Below are 20,396 nucleotides of genomic sequence, written 5' to 3'. Positions count from 1 at the left end.
AATGGACAACACTAATTTTTTTAGATATTTAGTGTTGTTATTTTTATAAAAAAATAAATTAGAACTGATTGTCGTTAATATTTAATTAGTATTCCATTTACATAATATGCTATAATTAGTTACATATGGTCGCTATTTTGATTAACTTAAAACGGAAAGACACTGGGGAATGGAGTGGTAAAGAGTGGCGAAGTTAATAATTCTAAGAGGCAATTCTGGAAGTGGTAAGACTACTACAGGAAAAGCTTTGCAGAAAAAATTCGGACAAAACACAATGCTAATTTCGCAAGATGTTGTTAGAAGGGACATCCTATTTGCAAAAGATGGATCCAATCAAAAAGTAGGTGAATTAATATTTGAACTTGTACTATATGGAAAGAGTCATTGTAATATAGTAATTTTAGAAGGAATTTTAAATTCAAAGTGGTATAAAAAATTATTTCAAGATTTATCAGATGAATTTAATAATCAAATCTTTGCATATTATTTTGATATACCATTTGAGGAAACTTTAAATCGTCATAAGCAAAAGTCCAATTCACATGAATTTGGAGAGAAAGAAATGAGAGAATGGTGGAACGAAAAAGATTTATCGGATGCTATTTCAGAAGTGTGCTTACATAAAGAATTAAGCTTAAATGAAATAGTTAATATAATCTATCGAGACGTTATAAAGTAAAGTAGAAATTAAAATTTATAGGAGTGATTGAAGAATGGAAGATTTTCCTGAGTTTATGAAAAGAGAAAAGAATAAAGTTCCATCGGAACAGCAGAATACGAGAGATATTGAAGGGTATTATTATAAATACTAAATTAAAGATTAAGGAGAGCAATATGGAACAAATATGGAAAAAGCTTTATAAAGAAGCTATGAATGTAATAAGTCCACATGAAATTTCAAGTACTATGTGGGTTGGAAGCGTTGCTTCAGCTGTGCTAACAAAAAAAGGAAATATTTATACAGGAATTTGTATTGATACAAATAGTTCATTAGGAATGTGCGCAGAGAGAAATGCTTTATCAACAATGCTCACACATGGAGAAAACGAAGTAGATAAAGTCGTTTCTGTTTATAAGGATGGTAAAGTTATACCTTCTTGTGGCGCATGCAGAGAATTTATGATGCATCTTGGAAAAGATTCAGATAACATTGAAATATTACTTGATAATCAAGGAAGGTCAGTAAAGCTAATTGACTTACTGCCAGAATATCCAAGATATAAATAGTTTTATGATATTTGAATTATAGATTCTAATTTAATGCTGAATATTATAAATAGTAATTTGTAGAGGAGAAAGAATAAAATGAACTATCCTATTCCTAGTCATATTAAAGAGTCTTTTCAATTAGCTGATTCCAATAACAGCGAATATAAAGTAAAAGGGAAATTAAAATGTTCTTGTGGTACTGAGAACTTTAATGTTTATCAAAGTAACAACAAAATGATTGTAAAGGCAACATGCCAAAAATGTAATAAAGAAATTAGTATTTTTGATGCCGGAAAGCATGGATGGAACGGTTTTGTATGTAAGTATGATTCTTTAGATAGAATCCAATTATTTAAGAAAGTAATTTGTGAAAAATGTAAAGAAGATGCTTTCGTAATATCAATGGAAATTTATTCGCAAGGAAAACAGGATTTTATCGACGAATGTGTCAGTAACGATGATTCTTTTTCAGAAGAAGATTGGGTTAATGGTTTTGAATGGATATGCATTTCGCTAAGTTGCGCAGAATGTAGTAATCATAGTGAGAATTGGATGGAACATGAGACGATGTAATATAATAGTTTTTGACAAATGGAGGTAAGAGATGATTTTCTTTGATATAGATGATACATTATTAGATCATAAAAGTTCTGAATTACTTGGGATAGAATAATTTTATGAAGAGTATAAGCATTACTTTAAGCTTGAAAAAATAAGAATACTATTTAGATAAAAGGGGGAAAAGAATGATAAAATTAGGAAATGTAATCATCATTTTAGCATTTATAGCCACTTTATTTTTTGCTGTTATTGCAATAATTAGAGGATATAAAGGGATGAAGATGAGTAAACGCTTTGATACATCAGATAAAAAAGTAAAAGTTAGTTATTGGTTACTTTCTGCTATACACATGTGGGTTGGCATTTTGATAACATTGTGTTATTTGATTGCAGGAGTATTCATTTTAAATAAATTATAGGAGAGGTGATATAATGGGATTTATAATTTTCTTTCCATTCTTTGCAGCTATAATTGGAATTATCATTGCTCTTATCTGTTTTATAGGAACAGGTTTGATAATTATCGGTGGCACAGGCATAGCGATGAATAAAATATACTTGAAACAGATGAAAACAAAAGACAGTACAGTAAATTTTTCATTTAATATAGGTTCAATAATTTTAGGAAGCATATTTATATTATTTCCTTTAGGATGTGTTTTATATGGTATTATTTTTTCATTAGCATCAAAATAAGCGTATAAGCAGTGTTTATATAATAAATATAATCAGTAGTAGACTTAATATAAAATATTCTATTGTTATATATGAAATTTAATGAGTGGCTGTAAGTTAAATATCTAGTCAATAGCGTGAAAAATTTTAAAAAGAGTAAATGTAAAGAGGAGTATATATGGACTTTCAAACTTGCTTTGATAAATCTTCATCTATTTTAATGGAGGGAGCTTTAGGAGAAAGATTAAAAAGAGAATTTAATATTATATTTGATGATAAGGTTGGGATGGCTGGTTTAGTTTATGATTCTGATTCAAGACAAGCCATGTGTAGTATTTATACAGAATATCTGAAAACTGCTGAAAAATATGAATTTCCCTTTATTGTAACAACACCTACAAGAAGAGCCAATAAAAATCGTGTCTTAGAATCTGAATTTACTGAAAAAATAATAGAAGATAATGTGAGATTCCTACAAAAAATAAGGAGTAATGCAAAAATAGATATGTTTGTAGGCGGTTTAATGGGATGTAAAGGAGATGCATATAAAGCTAGTGATGTCTTATCAATAGATGACGCACAGGAATTCCATTCATGGCAGGCAAATTTATTTAAAGAATCGGGAGTAGATTTTCTATTTGCTGGTATTATGCCTGCGTTGTCTGAAGCTACTGGAATGGCAAAGGCTATGGAAAGTACGGAATTGCCATATATAATTAGTTTTATGATTAGGGATGATGGGCGACTAATAGATGGAACTACCATTAATGATGCAATTTTACATATGGATAATGCTACAATTAAAAAGCCGATTTGCTATATGGTAAACTGTGTTCATCCAGTAATATTAAAAAAATCTTTATCTTATTCTTTCAATAAAACAAAATTAGTTAAAGAAAGATTTCATGGAATACAAGCAAACACTTCGCCATTATCCCCAGAAGAATTAGATAATTCTTCTGATTTGAAATTTTCTGATGGTGTTAGTCTTGCTGATGATATGATGGTGTTATATAAATATTTTGTTCCTAAAATTTTAGGAGGTTGTTGTGGAACTGATAATACTCATATAGAAGAAATAGCGAAAAGGTTAAAGGGTAAAGAAGTATGAAATCTGCTGCAATTAAATATTTAATAAAAAATCCATTGTTACATATGGGAATGATTGAGCCGATACGTAGAGATACGGCAGAAATTTTGTATGCTGAAATAGATGGGGTACTGATAAAAGAGCAAAAAAGTAATGCATATATGATATCTGTAGACAATTTTGAAAAAGGACAAGAACTAATAAATGGAATATCCAATTGCAATTTAATCGTTGTACATCAAAAATTTATAACCAATTATATATTAAGTAAGTTTGGGTTAAACGAAGAACTTGAATGTTTTCAAGCAGTATATATTGATAAAGCAAAGATCGATATAAAATCAGAGCTAGAACTAAGAGAATTAAAACAGAATCAAATAGAAATTATCTTAAGACATTATAATAAATTATCTAATAATGAAATTGAAAAACTGTTAAAAGGTAGGAATATATTTGGAGGATATAAGAACAACGTGCTCATAGGATTTATAGGAAATCATTTAGAAGGGAGCATAGGACTATTAGAGATATTTCCTGAATACAGACGTTTAGGATATGGAACAATACTTGAAAGTTATATGGTAAACAAAACACTTGAGAATGGTTTAGTACCATTTTCACAAGTTGAAGTAGAAAATAAAAAATCAATAGCTTTACAAAAGAAACTTGGATTTAAAATATCAAAAGATAAATTGTATTGGTTGTTTTAGTAAGTTTAATTATGCACGTAAATGAAGAGGGCGTCTAATATCTTCTGATTCAAAAATGGCAAATAAGTGTTAAATAATAATAAACATATAAGTTATATTTGGAGGGTAATTATGAAAAAATGGTATGATGAAGAGTACGAATGGGAAATTGAGGTGACAGGATTTCTTCGAAGTGACCACACAGAAAGGTATTGCCGAAATGGCGAGGAAGTTGGTGATAAGTATACTTGCACCTATGGTTGTCCTATAAATAAGGATGGACAAGGTATCTGTTCAAAAGTAATGATGATTATGTTCCCAATCATGGAGGCCGTCAGAAGTGGTGGAGATTTAGAGAATATTGGTGGAGATAGCAAGTATAGCAAAGATGTTGTATGCCCAGATGGCTGCGTTATATTTAGAATGACGGCTAAGAAACTTGAAAATGAGAATTTTTATAAAGGGAAGTTTTTCGATTAGCTAAATTTATATTGTGTTAAGTTTAAAAATAGTCCAAATATATAAATTTCAGTTTGGTAATCTGGAAAACAGGAGTTAAAATTTGAAATTTGTTCTATATATAGGGTGACAGAATGGAAAATGTACCGTTGAATACTGATTTTGTAAACATTTAATATTGAACATTATAAATAGTCATTTGGAGGTGAATTGATATGAATTTAAGATTGGCTAATTTAAATGATTTACCAAAACTCAAAGCTGTGTATGGAAACATAATTGATGATATGGACAGAAACAACATACCAATTTGGGACGAAATATATCCGTGTGAGTTTTTCAGCAAGGATATTGAAAATAATCGCCTTTATTTGCTAATTGAGAAAGATAATAATATAGTTGGCTCCTTTGCATTATGTGAATCAAATGCTGGAGAAAGTTGTGTAAAATGGGGGAATCCAAACTCTAAAGCATTATATATTGAACGTTTTGGAGTTAATGTTGATTATTCAAGACAAGGAATTGGCAGTATAATGCTTAAGCATGCCATTACACTAACTAAGCATATGAACGTTAAATATTTAAGACTTTTTGTTGTCAATATAAATAAACCAGCCATAAATTTATACCTAAAAAACGGATTTATGCAAGTAGATGGAATCTATGAAGAAATAATCGATGCAAACCTTACATTTCATGAATATGGATTTGAAATAGACTTATTAAGATAACACAAGTTTCAATTTCTCTAAGCAGGCAAAGCTAGACTATTATTATGTTATTAATAGATTTTCTTAAAAGGATTAGAATTATTATAGCTCTATTAGTGACATAATGCATTCATAAGTATTTTATTTCTAAAACTTATGGAGGTTGTTGTGAAACTTAAAATGTTCATATAGAAGAAATAGCGAAAAGATTAGATTTGCCGGATTAATTTTAAAATGGGAAAAAATAAGATATACGGCATACAAAGAATTTTCTATGAGGTATGAACAAAGAGACTTAGCTAAAGAACTTTTACTTCAAGGCATTTTTGAATATTATAAAGAATTAAAAGAAATCACAGAAAATGAAACAGGTTTCTATAATGATTTAAAACAAGAACTTAAAAATTATAATGGTTATCAAGCTAAGAGTATTTTTCTTCAGATAATATTAGAAGAAAATGATTTGGATGAACTAATTGAATATGTAATAGAGAATCCTACAAGTAGAGATAGTTATGCAGAAATTTTAATTGGTAAGTTTAAAGATGAAGTTATAGAAATTTATAAAAAATACATAATGTTTGAAGCAAGTCGTGCTACAAATAGAAGTCATTATAAAAATGTATGCAGAATAATTAAAAAATATAAAAAGATTGCAGGAAAGCAAAGTCAAATCCCAATAGTTAATGAATTAATAGCTTTATATAGAAAGAAACCAGCATTTTTAGATGAACTTAGTAGAATTAAATAAAGAATTAAGACAATATTTTTTCGTAAGATAAAATTAAAATATAAATAATAAAATTACCTCTTGACTTTAACCTTAACAGGAAGGTTTATACTATGATTGTCGATAGGAAGGAGAATTAATTGTGTACACAATTGGACAGTTTTCTAAAATTGGGAGAGTTTCAACTAAGACACTTCGTTATTATGATGAGATTAATCTGTTAAAACCTATGTATGTGGACAGAGATACTCAGTACAGATATTATGCATATGAACAGGTTTTAAAACTTCTTTCTATATCTGAATTAAAAGAATATGGATTGAAGTTAGAAGAAATTAAAGCCATTATGGATAAGGAAGATGCTGACTTGCTTAAAAAGTTTTTACAGGACAAAATTGCTGAGATTAATAAGGAAGTTCAAAACAGCTTGAAACTTAAGAATTCTATTGAACAAAAAATTAAGAAGATTGAGTTAGGAGGTAATATTATGGAAGCTAAGAAGGATTTAAAAGTTGAATTGAAGGACAGAAAGTCGTTAATTGTTATCAGCAGGAGAACAATAACAAGTATGAGCAATATAAGTAGTGTTATAGGAAAGGTATTTGAGGACATCTTCAGGATGAATCTTAAGCCATCGGGGCCAGTAATGACAATTTATCATGATAAGCAGGAATTTGATGTGGAAAATGCAGATTGTGAAGTTTGTGTTCCCGTAAATAGCAGGGTGAATACAGAGAAAAATGAAAATATAAAAGAACTTGCAGGAGGCCTGGTTGCATCCACAACTTTTATTGGGCCTTATTCAAGGCTTGGAGAAGCTTATGCTAAAGTTGTAAAATGGATTGAAGATAATGGCTATAAATATAATGGAGCACCCTTCGATATCTATTTGAATGGACCTCAAAGCGTTAAAAGTCCAGAAGAATTTGTTACTGAGGTTTGCTTTCCAATTAGTAAATAGAATCTACTTTGAATGTTATTCTATATAAAAAAATAAACATATTTGTAATCAATAAACAATTATAGTAAAATGTAGTATATTAGTGCAAAAACTTAAAAAGTTGATATATGTTTTTAATATCACATTATTCAAAACAATATATGAATAGTGTGATATTTTCTTGTTATGGAGGTATAACATGATCTTATAATAATTTTTATATTTACCATTCTAAGCACAATCTATATAGATAGATTAGTAAGCATTAAGTTTCGAGATGAAAGAAGATCTGTATGGAAAGCGATACATATAGTTGCTTATATAATAATATTTATTCCTTTGCTGTGTATAGCATACTTAGTATCTGACGGAAACTTAATTGAAATTGGAATATTGTTTCTTAGCATATTATTATATTTAAGCTTTAAAAATATAATACGACCGGGATTTAATTATATGGTATATCATAATTTAAACCTTGTTAAAAATAAAGAAATTTTTAAAGCTTCCATTAAACATTCTTTTAAAGGAACATAGTTTCAAATAAAACTTTTTTACAATTTAAAAATGAACGAAGTTAAGAATAAAAAAAGTTAACAATTTATAGGAAACATCGGGGCTCAGAGATGTTGAAAAGCTTTTGAGAAATAATATAATCTAAAAATTTAGAGGATTAAATATTTATTTTTGGTGTATTTAGCGATAAATATAAATGATCTAATTAATATTTGATGCAGTAAATAAAAAATGTACTACTAGAAAACATAATAGTATAACATTTACAAAACATGCTATAATTTACTTATAAACAAACATAATATTCATAGAGTATTAAATAGTGATTTAAGCAATTGAAATAAGGATAATAAATTAGAATTTATATGATACATTTAGGAGGATAATATGTTTCCAAGTAGAGAAGTGGCTGAAAAAGAATTAGAAATAGCAGGACAATTAAATCAAGGACCATGGACAGAGCATTCTATAAATGTTGGATTAGCAGCGCAAATGATTGCTGAAAAATGTAGTAATCTTAATCCAGACAAAGCTTATGTGTTAGGACTTCTTCATGATATAGGTAGAAGATACGGCATAAGTGCAAGAAGACATGGCATTGACGGATATAAATTTATGTTGGAAAAGGGTTGGGATGAAGTAGGAAGAATTTGTTTGACACATTCATTTCCGATTCCTGATTTTGATAAAGAAATAGGACAAAATGATATGAGTGATGAAGAAAGTGAATTTGTTAGAAAATATATTAATGATTTAACTTATGATGACTATGATAGATTATTAATTCTTTGTGATTCACTTGCTGACGCTCAAGGATTTTGTATGTTAGAAAAGCGATTTGTTAATACGACAAGACGCTATGGAACATTTCCATTTACAGTAGAACGTTGGAATGCAACATTTGAAATGAAAGAATATTTTGAAAAGCAGATGAATTGCTCCATATATGATATTCTTCCTAATATAAAAGAAACTACATTTATGGAGGCGCCATTATGGAAACCACCAGTAAAATAGAAATAGATAATATTCCAGCGATCTTATGGGGAGAACCTTCAGACAAAATATATATATTTGTTCATGGAAAAATGTCTAGCAAAGAAAGTGCACATGAGTTTTCACAGATAGCATCAGAAAGAGGATATCAGGTTCTAAGTTTTGATCTCCCAGAACATGGTGAAAGGAAAAATAAAAATTATCTATGCAATGTTTGGAATGGAGTACATGATCTCGAAAAAATTGGAGCATATGTACAAGAAAATTGGAAAGAAATAAACTTATTTGCGTGCAGTCTTGGCGCGTATTTCAGTTTGCACGCATATAAGAACCTTCCAATAAAGAAATGCATATTTCAATCACCAATTGTTGATATGGAGCATCTTATATGCAAAATGTTCAAATGGTTCAATGTTACAGAAGAGTTACTTAGAGAAAAAAAGGAGATATCTACTCCTATTGAAACCCTTTCATGGGATTATTACAGATATGTAAAAGAGCACCCAATTGATAAATGGAATATACCTACTGCAATTATTTATGGATCGGAAGATAATTTGCAAAGTCATGAGGTTATAGATAATTTTTCAAAAAAATTTAATAGTGATTTAACCGTATCAATTGGTAGTGAACATGACTTTCATACAGAGGAACAATCACAAGCTATCAAACAGTGGTTAAAAAAATACATCTAAAAGTAGGATGTGATTAAAGAATAAAAAGAGGTGACTTATGTTTTTTAGTAAAGATATTATGGATAAAAAGAATTTACTTAACGAATTGGATTCACTAGGATATTCAGATAGAGCAAATAGAATTGCAACATTAGGCCGAGATAATGAATCAAAACAATATTCAAAATTGCTTTATTCACTATTAGAAGGAGGCGCTTATGAAGCAAGCCTTGCATTAGTTGGAGCTGGTGTAATAAAGGAGTCTAAGATTATATTATTAGCATTAAAGCATCCTGCACCTAATATTAGAAATAAGGCGGTAGGGCTTTTAGCAAAATTAGCATCAGATAGCGATATTGAAGGTGAAATTGTAGATTTATCTTACGATTGCCGTCGCAAATTATTGCATAGTGTTACAGCCATAAATCGCCAAGGGGTGGCAGAAAAATTATTACCTTTTGTGTATTCAAAATGGGGAGCCAAAGAAGCGGCTATTTTATTACCAGCGTGTTCTGAAGAAACCGTTACTAAGTGGATTTCAGATATAGGATATGCAGTAGTTAATTGGTACAAATTGGCGGTTCGTCATTCGGATATAGTTTTAGAATATTTTAAGTCATCTTTAGAGAAAGCACCAACTGAGAAAAGGATTTATGTTTGGTATAGATTTGCATCTGCAATTGAAACATTATGTATATCAAAAGCAGATTTTATATTAGATTGTGCAATAAACCTAGGTCCAACGAATGTAATATATTTAGGATTAAAAAGAGAGTTAGGTACGTTAATTCGTATAAATCCTGATAAGGTATATATGTTACTGACTACAAATGAAACAAGAAAAGAACTGCTTTCCAATGGCGTACCAGCTAGTATTTTGAAAAGAAAAAATTATTTATCAAACAACCAATGGATTGGAATTGCAAAATTGCTAGCTGATAGTCCTTCACATATAGCAAAATTGCTTCATTATATGGCACCTTCAAATAGGAAAGAAATTTTTGAAGCTGTATACGAAGAAGATAAGCGCAGAGTACGAACTTTTTCAGAAGCTGTACTATATGAACTACCAAATGAATTACGTGATAAGGAAGCATCTAGGATGCTGGGTCTTCGAGAAATATATGATAACAAGGAAAGGACCATTATGATTACTGCATGTCGTCATATTGATACTTCAAGGAAGATTCTTCAAAAAGCGGCGCAATCATCAAGTGCAGATGAACGTACAAGAGCACTTGTACAGCTAATTAAGAGTACAGCATTATCAAGAAAAGGTGTAAATGATACATTAATGTTTTTAAGTCATATTAGAAATGATCAAGATCCTGTGCGAAATGCTACTTTTAGTGAACTTTCTAATTGCCCTCCTTCTATTTTTAAAGATGATAATACAAAAGAACTCACTTTACTTGTTGATAGTATCATTGAAGCTAGAGATACTTCATTTGGAACACTTTCAGCAGCACAAAAATTAGCATTTAATCTTATGAAATACAATGCATCAAATCCTCAGAGTGAGATTTTTAAATTCTCTATAAGTACAATTATAAAGAGGGCTAAAAAGACAGGACAGCTTACGTTACCAGCACTTGATAAAAATTTACCTAAAGGTGTAGAAAAAATACTCTTTGAAGAACTTTATACGTTAGCTGTTGAAGCCAATAAAAGAGAAAATTACAGCTTTGTGATTTCTTTAGCAACTTCATTAGGGAAAAGGGGATGGAACATAGTAAAACTCCAAGGTTTGTTAAAGGATGCAATAATGGCAAAACCAGGGTCTATAGCAGTGCAAGCAGTAAAGCATTGGCTCGCAAATAAAAAAACACGTGATAAAAGAGTTAAAGAATTGCTGTCTTTAGATAAATCAGCTATTACAATAAATGAAGTATTTTTACATTTACACTATAGACGTCAGGAATGGCTAGACCCATTTATTTCTGGATGTGTTATTAAAGGCAGGTTTTTAACTGGTAAAACAATTTATGTTGTACCAGCTGAGAATGGATTTAATAGGTGGCTTCCTCGTCAACAAAATGCTTTAGGAATTATGCTAGAAAAAATTGTATTTGATTCTAAACGTGGTATTTGGGAGCGTTCAAGAGCCATAAGAATAATTGCAGGAATGCCTGATTTTACTTCAAATAAAATAGTTGAATTTTTACAGGATAAAGAAGTGGCAATAATAGAAGCGGCACTTCATGGATTATCACTTACACAAGAGCCTGAAAAGGCACTTTCAATTCTATTGGAAAATTTAGATGGGGATAGAGCTCGTGTAGCAATGTATTCTATACCTAGATGCATTCGTAAAATGAATCCAGAATTAGTTACTTCAATGCTTAAGGAGCTTTTAAAAAGAGAGACGCTTAAAATTACTGTTAGAAAAGAAGCTATTAGATTACTTGGGACTTGTAAGACTGGTGAGAGTATTTTACTGCTTATAAATGAGTTTGAAAAAAGTAATTTGCATAAAGATGTGATAATTGCTATAGGACATGCAGCGAGACAATTTTTAGATGATGAACGTGGGTGGAATATTTTAAGTGCAATGACATCTTCATCTCAAGGTGATGTTGTAAAAAGTCTGTTACATCAATTGCCTTATGAACTCCCCGAAGAATATAGGTCTCGATATTTAGAACTCATAATTAAAATAGCGAATCATATAGATGCAGAGGTTGGAAGAGACGCTTTTAGTGCTATGAGAAACTGGACAGATGGAAATGAAGATATAATTGCTGTTACTGCTTCAAAGGCTATTACTAATCTTGAGGATACTACCAGATGGAAGGCAGCAATGAATGTTTTGATAGAAACATGTCGTGATGGTGAAGTTAATAAATTTATTGTAGACATATTTAAGGAGTTATCTAGTGCAATAATAAGTGATGATTGGAATGCTGATAACGAAAGAGATTTACCACACAGGCAGCGTTTAATGAAATTAGCGGATAGACTTATAGCTTTACCAAACCTTACACGAATAAAACTTACTGACTTATATATGGGAATTATCGACTGCCTTGCATCCAATGAAACACTAAAATGTGTTTTAGCAAGATTTTATCTAGCAGCTATTGATTGGAATAATGTAGATGAATCTATTGTCTATATAAACAATATTGCAAATTGTATTAAAGAGCAACCATATTTTATGAATAACGTATATAAAGAAATTTTAAAAAATCTAAAAGATTCTAAAGGGTATTGCAATCCAGAGACAATGTTACAAATTGTAGATGCAATATGGTCTGAAAACTGCTATGAAGCCCAATATCTTGCTCTTTCTTTACTTGAAGTCGCTGGAAGCACTTTATTGTGGAGAGATGACTGTACACATCGTTTAAGATTATATAGGGGTCATACTAATATTAATATTCGTTCACTTGCGTTAGATATTTGGACAATAATAGATTAATATAAATATGATAAGCATAGATAAGATGTTAATCAAGTGAATGCTCAAAAAATCAAATATAGAATAGTATTCCATATAACACTAGAAAAAAACAACCTGAAGTAAGCTGAGGATTTATAATTATTATAAAAACTCAGCTTAAAGTAATTATTAATATGTATATTACAGGAAGGTTTTATAAAAACTTTTGTTACAGCTAGAAGGGCAGTTCGGTTATTTATTACAAAATTTTTCTGTATTTTTCAGAATGTTGTTTTTAACATATAAAAAAGTTTTATTCTCTCCTTCATTGGCAAGTTTATTAAGCAGAGTTTCCAAAAGAGCACGTACATCTTCATGTAATATATAATAATGTTTTCTGTTTTCGTAATAACTAAGAGGACTTTCATCAGTATACTTTTCTTTTAAATAATTTTTTGAAGCACAAACCCTGTCTATAAACATTTCTACAACATAATTAACAGGCATTTTCATTCCTTTAAGACCTTCTGCTTCATTTACTCCATAATCAATCCAATACTCGAAATGATGCTTATTCCTACCTTTATGATGTAGCCATGCTGATGAATATCCTTCAACAGCTTTTTGAACACCATTAGGACTTGCATACCCCTTATAATACTTTATCCCAGCTGAAAACTCCACTAATGAGTACTTTGACAAATCATGAAGAAATCCTTGTTTATATAAACCTACTTTAAAACAATATTTCATAACTAATAGTTTATGGTTAGTTATAGTTTTAAAATGATTAATAAAATTCATAATTCTTATTTTCTCCTATCTGAAACTAGGCTTATGTTTAAATCTAATGAAGTAATGAATATTTTTACTACGAAATACCATTAAAATATTTATCACAAAATTATATTACTAATTTCTGTGAGTTATATGTATAGGCCTAGGCTAAAGTTTTGTTATATATTTTGCAATGCACATTTCATAATTCAAAATTACGGATAAAATTATTGTAATATTTTTAGAATTATGATGAAGTATTATTTTTTCAATATATATATTATATATTTTTTGTGTTTAAACTTAAAGAGATAAAACTCAGAATAAGAATAATGAAAATATCTAAGAATTAACTATAGATATCAAATTTAAGAGTGTGATTTACAAATGCATCTGATTTAAATAAGCAATAATTTTTTAATAAATATTAAATTTTTTATTGCAAAATAGTTGACTAATTATATTATTAAAGCTAATATAATATTATAAAATAAAGTGTAATAAAATTTAATTGAATAAAATTAAATTAAATTATTAAATTTAGAACAACTTATTGGAATTTTTATAAATTATATATTATCAAAGAATATAAAAATGATTAGTAGGAGAGGTGTTGGTAATATGAAAGATATTATTATAATTGGAGGAGGACCAGCTGCCCTTACAGCAGCATTATATGCAGGTAGAGCTGGATTAGATGCATTAATGCTTGAAAAACAATATGAAGGTGGCCAGATAGTTACTACAAATGAAGTGGAAAATTATCCTGGTTTTCGCAGCATAACAGGGCCAGAACTTGCCAATACTATGTATGAACATGCAAAAGATTTTGGAAGTATTATGAAATATGAAGAAGTAATAGATATAAAGATCGATGGAGATATAAAAAAAGTTGTAACTGGTGTGAATACTTATGAAAGTAAGGTCATAATCTTATCAATGGGTGCAAAACCTAAAAAAATAGGAATTGATAGGGAAGAGGAACTTACAGGTAAAGGTGTATCATACTGTGCTACTTGTGATGGCGGCTTCTTTAGAAAGAAAATAGTGGCTGTTATAGGCGGTGGAGATACAGCAGTAGAGGATGCACTTCATCTTTCAAGAATTGCTGAAAAGGTATATGTAATTGTCAGAAGAGATTCACTTAGAGCAAATAAATCTGCTCAAAAAAAGTTATTTGAAACAGATAATATAGAAATAATCTGGAATAGTGGAGTTACAAAACTTAATGGAGAAGAAAGATTAAGTGGTATAGAAATTAAGAATAATAAAGATGGTAAGATAGATAATTTAGAAGTTAATGGTGTTTTTGTAGCAATTGGAAGTGATCCATCGTCAGAATTAGTTAAAGATTTAGTTGCTTTAGATAAAAATGGTTATATTATTGCTGATGAAAGCTGTAAAACAAACGTAGATGGTATATTTGCCATAGGAGATATTCGAACAAAAGAAGTTAGGCAAGTACTTACTGCTGCTGCTGATGGAGCCGTTAGTATATATGGGGCAGAAAAATATTTGATAAACCACTAAGAAAATAGTTAAAATATAATATTAATAATTTAGGAGGAATGAATTATGAAAGTTAAATTTCAAGGAAATGAAGTAACATTAGAAGGAAGAGAAATTAAAGTTGGTGATACTGCACCAGACTTCGTAGTAACAGATAATGGTTTAAATGCTGTTAATTCGAAAGATTTTACAGGAAAGAGAGCATATGTAAGTGTTCCATCAATAGATACACCAGTATGTGATTTAGAAGTAAGAAAATTTAATGAAGAAGCTGCAAAATTAAACAATGTAAAGATATATGTAATATCAATGGATCTACCTTTTGCACAAGGAAGATGGTGCGGAAATCAAGGTATTGATGCAGTACAAACATTATCAGATTATAAGGATAGGAGCTTTGGTAAGGAATTCGGAACTTACATTAAAGAATTAGGTCTGCTAACAAGAGCAGTATTTGTAGTTGATGAAAATAACAAGGTTACTTATGTTGAATATTGCGAGGAAGTAACATCAGAACCAAATTATGAAGCTGCTTTAAATGCATTAAAATAAAGTGAATTTTATTTGTACACACAAATGTTATTATAACTTTGAATCTTTTGTGTACCTATGAGATATCCTATAATGATGAAAACCTAATAAAGACTAAAATTCTCTGATATATAAATAATATTAGAGAATTTTAGTCTTTATTTTTATTCTATGTATACATTTACTTTTTTGATAAATAGGGTAGTATAGTTAAAGTGACGATATCTATTTAATAATTGGACCTGGTGAAGGGTAGATTGGTCTACCAAAAGCGGTATTAACAATAATTGCAGCTGCAAGATAAATTCCTAAAATACCTGCTATTAATAATCCAAAGGCAGGTATATTTGAAAAAATCTTTGGTAATACTCCTAAATCAATTAGAGAAATACAGAGTGAAGATAGATCTAAAGCTAAAATGATTAGCGACAACACTAATGGTGTTTTGAGGAATGCGGGTGTCCACATAATAAGTGAAATACTAAGTACTAACCATGCCCAACCATCAATACGCGTATCTAGGGAAATTCCGTTAGTTACCGCATTAAATTTAATGAGCATTTCAATTCCACCCGTTAACATAAAAAATGCACTAAAGAATAAAAATGTGTTTCCACCAGTAGTATTACCGCCTTTTAAATCAATTAAGGCAACTACAACTTGTACTACAAATCCTCCAATAAGCCAACATCCAAGAAGTGGTAAGGCTCCGCTTGTTACTCTTCCTGATAATAAGGCAAAAAAGCAGAAACTTGCTACTGCTAAAGCAACTAGGCCTGCGGGACTAGGATTAGACCATTCTTTCGTTCCGTTTACCTGGTTCAATATGAGACCCTCACTTTCATAATATTATTTTAAAGTTTGGAGAAAAGATTATTTTTCCATCCTTTAAAGATAATTATATAGGATACAGTACAATTAATCAACGTTTTTCGAGCAATTTTGTTAATTATTTATCACCTTTAATAACCTTTTTTTACTTTATAAGTTAATAAGATAATATTAGTATTGAAAAATACTAATATATGAGTTTCACCGCCATTTCATTAAAATTTAGAAGGAAAAATTAATAATATGTAATATAAAATAATTCTATAATAATATTGTTCATTTACGATATTGCATAAAAAGCGTGAAATTCATTGTTAAAGTTTTCTCAATTCATTTTATTAAATATAAATGGCTCAATATCTCAGATAGAATTACGGACTTTGCAAAGAATATATACACAGTAAAGAAATTTTTCTTATATACTACGTATTAATAAAATGCAATAAATTATTAGAATCAATATACAAATCATGAAAGCTATGCTATAATTTTGTTAATAAATAATAATCATTATCAATTAATTACTTTTATAAATCTCATTGGATTTATAAAAGTAACACATAATAAAATGGAGAAAATTTAATCAATATATTTTTTTAAAATTAGATAATTCTAACTTGATTGATATTATAGGGGAATTATTAAAGATTATTTATAAATTATATGAAGTATCAAGGGAGGTTACGAAATGGGAAAAAATAATATACTTAAAATAAGCAAGCTAAGTTCACAGTGGCAGACAAGTGATCCTTTTATATTTTGTGCACATCATAAGGATGCTTATCCAAAGGGTAATAGTGAGATGGGACCAGATGCTTCTTTGTATGGGAGAACTATTGGCAACGACTTTAGAGGAATTGATGGATGGAATATGTATCATGGGGATACCATTCCAGGATTCCCTCAGCATCCTCACAGAGGGTTTGAAACAGTCACAATAGTTCTAGATGGATATGTTGATCATGCTGATTCAGCTGGTGCTACAGGACGCTATGGAGCTAATGATGTGCAGTGGCTGACTGCAGGTAGAGGCTGTAATCATACAGAAATGTTCCCTTTAGTTAATACTGAAAAGGAAAATCCACTAGAATTATTTCAAATCTGGCTCAATCTGCCTAAGAAAGATAAATTCGTTGAACCACATTATAAAATGCTTTGGGCAGAGGATATACCAGTTATAAACTCAAAAGACAATAATGGAAAAACAAGTACTGTAAGAATTATCTCAGGTACTTATAATGGTACTAAGAGCCTAGAACCTTCGCCTAATTCATGGGCAAGTAAAGATAATAATCATGTAAGAATATGTATTATACGTATAGAACCTGAAGCAAGTATAGAACTTCAAAAGGTATCTTCAACATTAAATAGAACTATTTATTTCTATGATGGAGAGACAATAAGGATTGAAGGAACTGATATTGATGTTTATAATAGTGTAAAACTTGCAGGTGATGAAGTTGTAAAAATAGAAAATGGCGCTAAGGAAAGCTGTATTCTGCTTTTAGAAGGAGAACCTATTGGAGAGCCAGTTGTAAGTTATGGACCTTTTGTTATGACATCAGATAAAGAAATTATGGATGCTTTTGCAGACTATAAGAGCACTGGTTTTGGGGGCTGGCCATGGGAACGTGACGATTTTGTTCACCCAAGAGAAAAAGGAAGATTTGCACAATATCCTGATGGAACAACAGAATTTAGATAATATTTTTAAAATAAAATATTAATAATAATCTATAAGAAAAAATTAAAGGCGTCTAAATTTACTAGACGCCTTTAATTAATGTGCAAATATATACCATTTATCTTAAAGATATAATTAAAATCTATTTTATAAGTTGTCAGAATCACCAATAACTTCTGATGAAACTTTAAAGTTTACTTTTAAATTTTTGTAAGCGTAAATGCTAGTAAATAGGGCTCCAATACTTCCGCAGATAATGTCACCCATAGTATCCACTAGACTGTTATTTTGGCTTCTAAGACCAAATAATCTATCAGTTGTAAACTCGTAAATCTCCCAAACTCCAGCCATAGCTATTGCAAAGAAAAGGCTAAAAAGGATAATTGTTTTTATATTAAGCTTATTTGTTTCATTTTTATTTATAAGCTCCAATATTAACGAACCTATATAGAAGAGTATAACCCCTGACGACAAATGTTCTATTTTATCAAGATAAGGTATAAATGAATAACCTTTAAATTCGTTAGCAAAAAACATAGTAACAAAAATGAATGCTAAAACAGAAAATCTTAAACCAGTCGAAATTGGAATTCTACTTTTCTTTATTAATGCTTTTATAACAGTTAACACTAGGATTATTAATATGGGTTGAAGTGTTCTTTGCATATCGCCTCTAATAAGAAAATAGATAGAACAAATTACAGCAAGAGCATATAAAAACAACTCAAAATAGTCATTAAAACCATAGTTTCTTTTAGTTCTCATTTTCTATTCTCCTGTCTTAGAAATTTTTATTTATATTTTATAGTAATTAGATTTTTACATCTTAATCTGAACTCAGCATTTGCGTTACTATGATTTCAAATATATATTTATCATTAAAGCAATTTACTGAGCGGTAACAACAATATTAGACTAAAATTAATTAACAATCAATCATATTTTAGAGTCAGAATTACCATATTCTTCTTAATGAAATAATATCAGATCTGCTATTGGCAAAAAGTTCAATCTGTTATAATATACATATATTATATAAATTGTTGATGAGGTGGTTATAATGATGGATTCTGTGGAGGAATCTTCAAAAATGAAATATAGAGAAGATAAAAATGGAAATAAGCTATCAATATTAGGTTATGGATGTATGCGTTTTACTAGAAAAGGGGCCAGCATTGATATAGATAAAGCAGAAAAAGAAATTATGGAAGCGATAAATAACGGTGTGAATTACTTTGATACGGCTTATGTTTATCCAGGTAGTGAGGCTACACTTGGGGAAATTTTAAAAAGAAATAAATGTAGAGAGAAAATATTTATTGCAACAAAGCTCCCACATTTTATGGTTAAGTCAAAGAAGGATTTAGAAAAATATTTTAAAGAACAATTAAAAAGGTTGCAAACAGATTATGTTGATTATTACCTTATGCATATGCTTACTGATGTGCAGACTTGGAACAGATTAAAAGCATTAGGCGCAGACGATTGGTTAAAAGAGAAAGTTCAAAATGGGCAAATTCGTAATGTTGGCTTTTCCTATCATGGAAATACAGAAACTTTTCTTCAGTTACTGGAGGTTTATGATTGGGACTTTTGCCAGATTCAATATAATTATTTAGATGAACATAGCCAGGCAGGAAAAAGAGGATTAAAGGCTGCTAATAAAAAAGGTCTTCCTGTAATTATAATGGAGCCATTACGTGGTGGAAGATTAGTTAATTTATTACCTGAAAAAGCTAAGAACATAATAAAGGAAAATTCAAAGAAACGTACTCCAGCAGAATGGGCATTTAGATGGCTTTGGAATCAGCCTGAGGTTACGTGCGTATTATCAGGAATGAACTCCCTTGAAATGCTTCGGGAAAATATAGATATTGCAAGTAATGTGGAGGTTGGTGAATTCACCAAAGAAGATTTTGACTTAATAGAACAGATTAAAAATGAGCTAAATAGAAATATTAAAGTTGGCTGCACAGGTTGTGGATATTGTATGCCATGTCCTAAGGGGGTAGATATACCAGGAACTTTTCATTCGTACAATCTCATGTATTCTGAGAATAAAAAGTCAGGCAGGCATAATTACCTAATGTGTACTGCAGTGCGTAAAAATCCAAGCAGCGCTTCACAATGTGTTGAATGTGGTAAATGTGAAAAGCATTGTCCACAGCACATAGAAATTCGAAAAGAACTTAAGAATGCAAGCAGAGAGCTTGAAACACCTGTATATAAAATTGCAAAAACAGCAGTAAAATTATTTAAGCTATATTAATTCTATAGAAAGTCATCCAGTGAAATGGATGGCTTTTGCATTTTTATAAGAATTAAACGCACATTTTTAAGAATAAAAGGAATATTTATAAAAAGATATATTGAATATTTGCGTTTTGTTCTAAAATATGAATGTTTAAAGAAATTGGTGTTTACTTTGGTTTT

At 29.8% G+C, this 20,396-nt stretch carries 21 protein-coding genes; 18 read left to right on the top strand and 3 right to left on the bottom strand.

The window, feature by feature from the left end; all coding sequences use genetic code 11:
- Window positions 1–184 precede the first annotated feature (184 nt).
- The 14 genes from KEC93_RS13680 to KEC93_RS13610 all read left to right on the top strand — a co-directional run bounded on the left by KEC93_RS13680 (window position 185) and on the right by KEC93_RS13610 (window position 12,670).
- Window positions 185–679, top strand: a complete 495-nt coding sequence (locus tag KEC93_RS13680; protein WP_077869403.1) for a kinase — start codon at window positions 185–187, stop codon at window positions 677–679.
- A 155-nt stretch (window positions 680–834) separates the two neighbouring features.
- Window positions 835–1,227 (top strand): cytidine deaminase family protein, encoded by a 393-nt coding sequence (locus KEC93_RS13670; RefSeq protein WP_077869402.1) that lies wholly within the window; start codon window positions 835–837, stop codon window positions 1,225–1,227.
- Between the two features lie 78 nt (window positions 1,228–1,305).
- On the top strand, window positions 1,306–1,782 hold the full coding sequence (locus KEC93_RS13665; protein ID WP_077869401.1) for a hypothetical protein: 477 nt from the start codon (window positions 1,306–1,308) through the stop codon (window positions 1,780–1,782).
- A 173-nt stretch (window positions 1,783–1,955) separates the two neighbouring features.
- Complete coding sequence (locus tag KEC93_RS13660; protein WP_077869400.1) at window positions 1,956–2,189, top strand: hypothetical protein; 234 nt, start codon at window positions 1,956–1,958, stop codon at window positions 2,187–2,189.
- Between the two features lie 13 nt (window positions 2,190–2,202).
- Window positions 2,203–2,466, top strand: a complete 264-nt coding sequence (locus KEC93_RS13655) for a hypothetical protein (RefSeq protein WP_023976378.1) — start codon at window positions 2,203–2,205, stop codon at window positions 2,464–2,466.
- 157 nt (window positions 2,467–2,623) lie between these two features.
- On the top strand, window positions 2,624–3,556 hold the full coding sequence (locus tag KEC93_RS13650) for a homocysteine S-methyltransferase family protein (RefSeq protein ID WP_077869399.1): 933 nt from the start codon (window positions 2,624–2,626) through the stop codon (window positions 3,554–3,556).
- On the top strand, window positions 3,553–4,245 hold the full coding sequence (locus KEC93_RS13645; RefSeq protein WP_077829498.1) for a GNAT family N-acetyltransferase: 693 nt from the start codon (window positions 3,553–3,555) through the stop codon (window positions 4,243–4,245). The genes KEC93_RS13650 and KEC93_RS13645 overlap by 4 nt, the downstream gene beginning before the upstream one ends.
- Before the next feature lie 111 nt (window positions 4,246–4,356).
- A complete protein-coding gene (locus KEC93_RS13640) occupies window positions 4,357–4,704 on the top strand; it encodes a TIGR04076 family protein (RefSeq protein WP_012058897.1) in 348 nt (115 codons plus the stop codon).
- Between the two features lie 194 nt (window positions 4,705–4,898).
- Window positions 4,899–5,414, top strand: a complete 516-nt coding sequence (locus tag KEC93_RS13635) for a GNAT family N-acetyltransferase (RefSeq protein WP_077829499.1) — start codon at window positions 4,899–4,901, stop codon at window positions 5,412–5,414.
- A 253-nt stretch (window positions 5,415–5,667) separates the two neighbouring features.
- A complete protein-coding gene (locus tag KEC93_RS13630) occupies window positions 5,668–6,144 on the top strand; it encodes a hypothetical protein (protein ID WP_236897929.1) in 477 nt (158 codons plus the stop codon).
- 121 nt (window positions 6,145–6,265) lie between these two features.
- Entirely contained in the window at window positions 6,266–7,084 is an 819-nt protein-coding gene (locus tag KEC93_RS13625; protein ID WP_077829500.1) for a MerR family transcriptional regulator, read from the top strand.
- Between the two features lie 882 nt (window positions 7,085–7,966).
- Entirely contained in the window at window positions 7,967–8,596 is a 630-nt protein-coding gene (locus tag KEC93_RS13620) for an HD domain-containing protein (RefSeq protein ID WP_077841049.1), read from the top strand.
- The gene (locus tag KEC93_RS13615) at window positions 8,575–9,270 is read left to right on the top strand and encodes an alpha/beta hydrolase (protein ID WP_077869398.1); all 696 of its coding nucleotides are present in this window, start codon (window positions 8,575–8,577) and stop codon (window positions 9,268–9,270) included. The genes KEC93_RS13620 and KEC93_RS13615 overlap by 22 nt, the downstream gene beginning before the upstream one ends.
- Before the next feature lie 37 nt (window positions 9,271–9,307).
- On the top strand, window positions 9,308–12,670 hold the full coding sequence (locus KEC93_RS13610) for a HEAT repeat domain-containing protein (RefSeq protein WP_077869397.1): 3,363 nt from the start codon (window positions 9,308–9,310) through the stop codon (window positions 12,668–12,670).
- Between the two features lie 213 nt (window positions 12,671–12,883).
- On the opposite strand, the gene KEC93_RS13605 is transcribed toward KEC93_RS13610, so the two are convergent.
- Window positions 12,884–13,435, bottom strand: a complete 552-nt coding sequence (locus KEC93_RS13605; protein ID WP_077869396.1) for a DUF5662 family protein — start codon at window positions 13,433–13,435, stop codon at window positions 12,884–12,886.
- Between the two features lie 594 nt (window positions 13,436–14,029).
- Here KEC93_RS13605 and trxB point away from each other — a divergent pair.
- Window positions 14,030–14,938: a thioredoxin-disulfide reductase gene (trxB, locus tag KEC93_RS13600; protein ID WP_077829505.1), complete on the top strand. Its 909-nt coding sequence runs from the start codon at window positions 14,030–14,032 to the stop codon at window positions 14,936–14,938.
- A gap of 45 nt (window positions 14,939–14,983) precedes the next feature.
- Window positions 14,984–15,469 (top strand): thiol peroxidase, encoded by a 486-nt coding sequence (gene tpx, locus KEC93_RS13595; protein ID WP_077829506.1) that lies wholly within the window; start codon window positions 14,984–14,986, stop codon window positions 15,467–15,469.
- Window positions 15,470–15,673: 204 nt separating this feature from the next.
- Here tpx and KEC93_RS13590 read toward each other — a convergent pair whose 3' ends face one another.
- Window positions 15,674–16,273, bottom strand: a complete 600-nt coding sequence (locus KEC93_RS13590; protein WP_077829507.1) for an acetate uptake transporter family protein — start codon at window positions 16,271–16,273, stop codon at window positions 15,674–15,676.
- Window positions 16,274–16,967: 694 nt separating this feature from the next.
- Here KEC93_RS13590 and KEC93_RS13585 point away from each other — a divergent pair.
- Window positions 16,968–17,984 carry a pirin family protein gene (locus KEC93_RS13585; protein ID WP_077829508.1) on the top strand — a complete coding sequence of 339 codons (1,017 nt, stop codon included), beginning with the start codon at window positions 16,968–16,970 and terminating at the stop codon, window positions 17,982–17,984.
- Between the two features lie 126 nt (window positions 17,985–18,110).
- On the opposite strand, the gene KEC93_RS13580 is transcribed toward KEC93_RS13585, so the two are convergent.
- Window positions 18,111–18,728 (bottom strand): DUF2238 domain-containing protein, encoded by a 618-nt coding sequence (locus tag KEC93_RS13580; protein WP_077869888.1) that lies wholly within the window; start codon window positions 18,726–18,728, stop codon window positions 18,111–18,113.
- Between the two features lie 295 nt (window positions 18,729–19,023).
- Between KEC93_RS13580 and KEC93_RS13575 the strand changes: the two genes are divergently transcribed.
- Complete coding sequence (locus KEC93_RS13575; protein ID WP_077829510.1) at window positions 19,024–20,232, top strand: aldo/keto reductase; 1,209 nt, start codon at window positions 19,024–19,026, stop codon at window positions 20,230–20,232.
- Window positions 20,233–20,396 lie beyond the last annotated feature (164 nt).

Source organism: Clostridium beijerinckii (assembly GCF_018223745.1).
Classification (GTDB): Bacteria; Bacillota; Clostridia; order Clostridiales; family Clostridiaceae; genus Clostridium; species Clostridium beijerinckii.
Note: the sequence above shows the minus strand (reverse complement) of the source record. Positions and strands in the feature narration are given on the sequence as shown.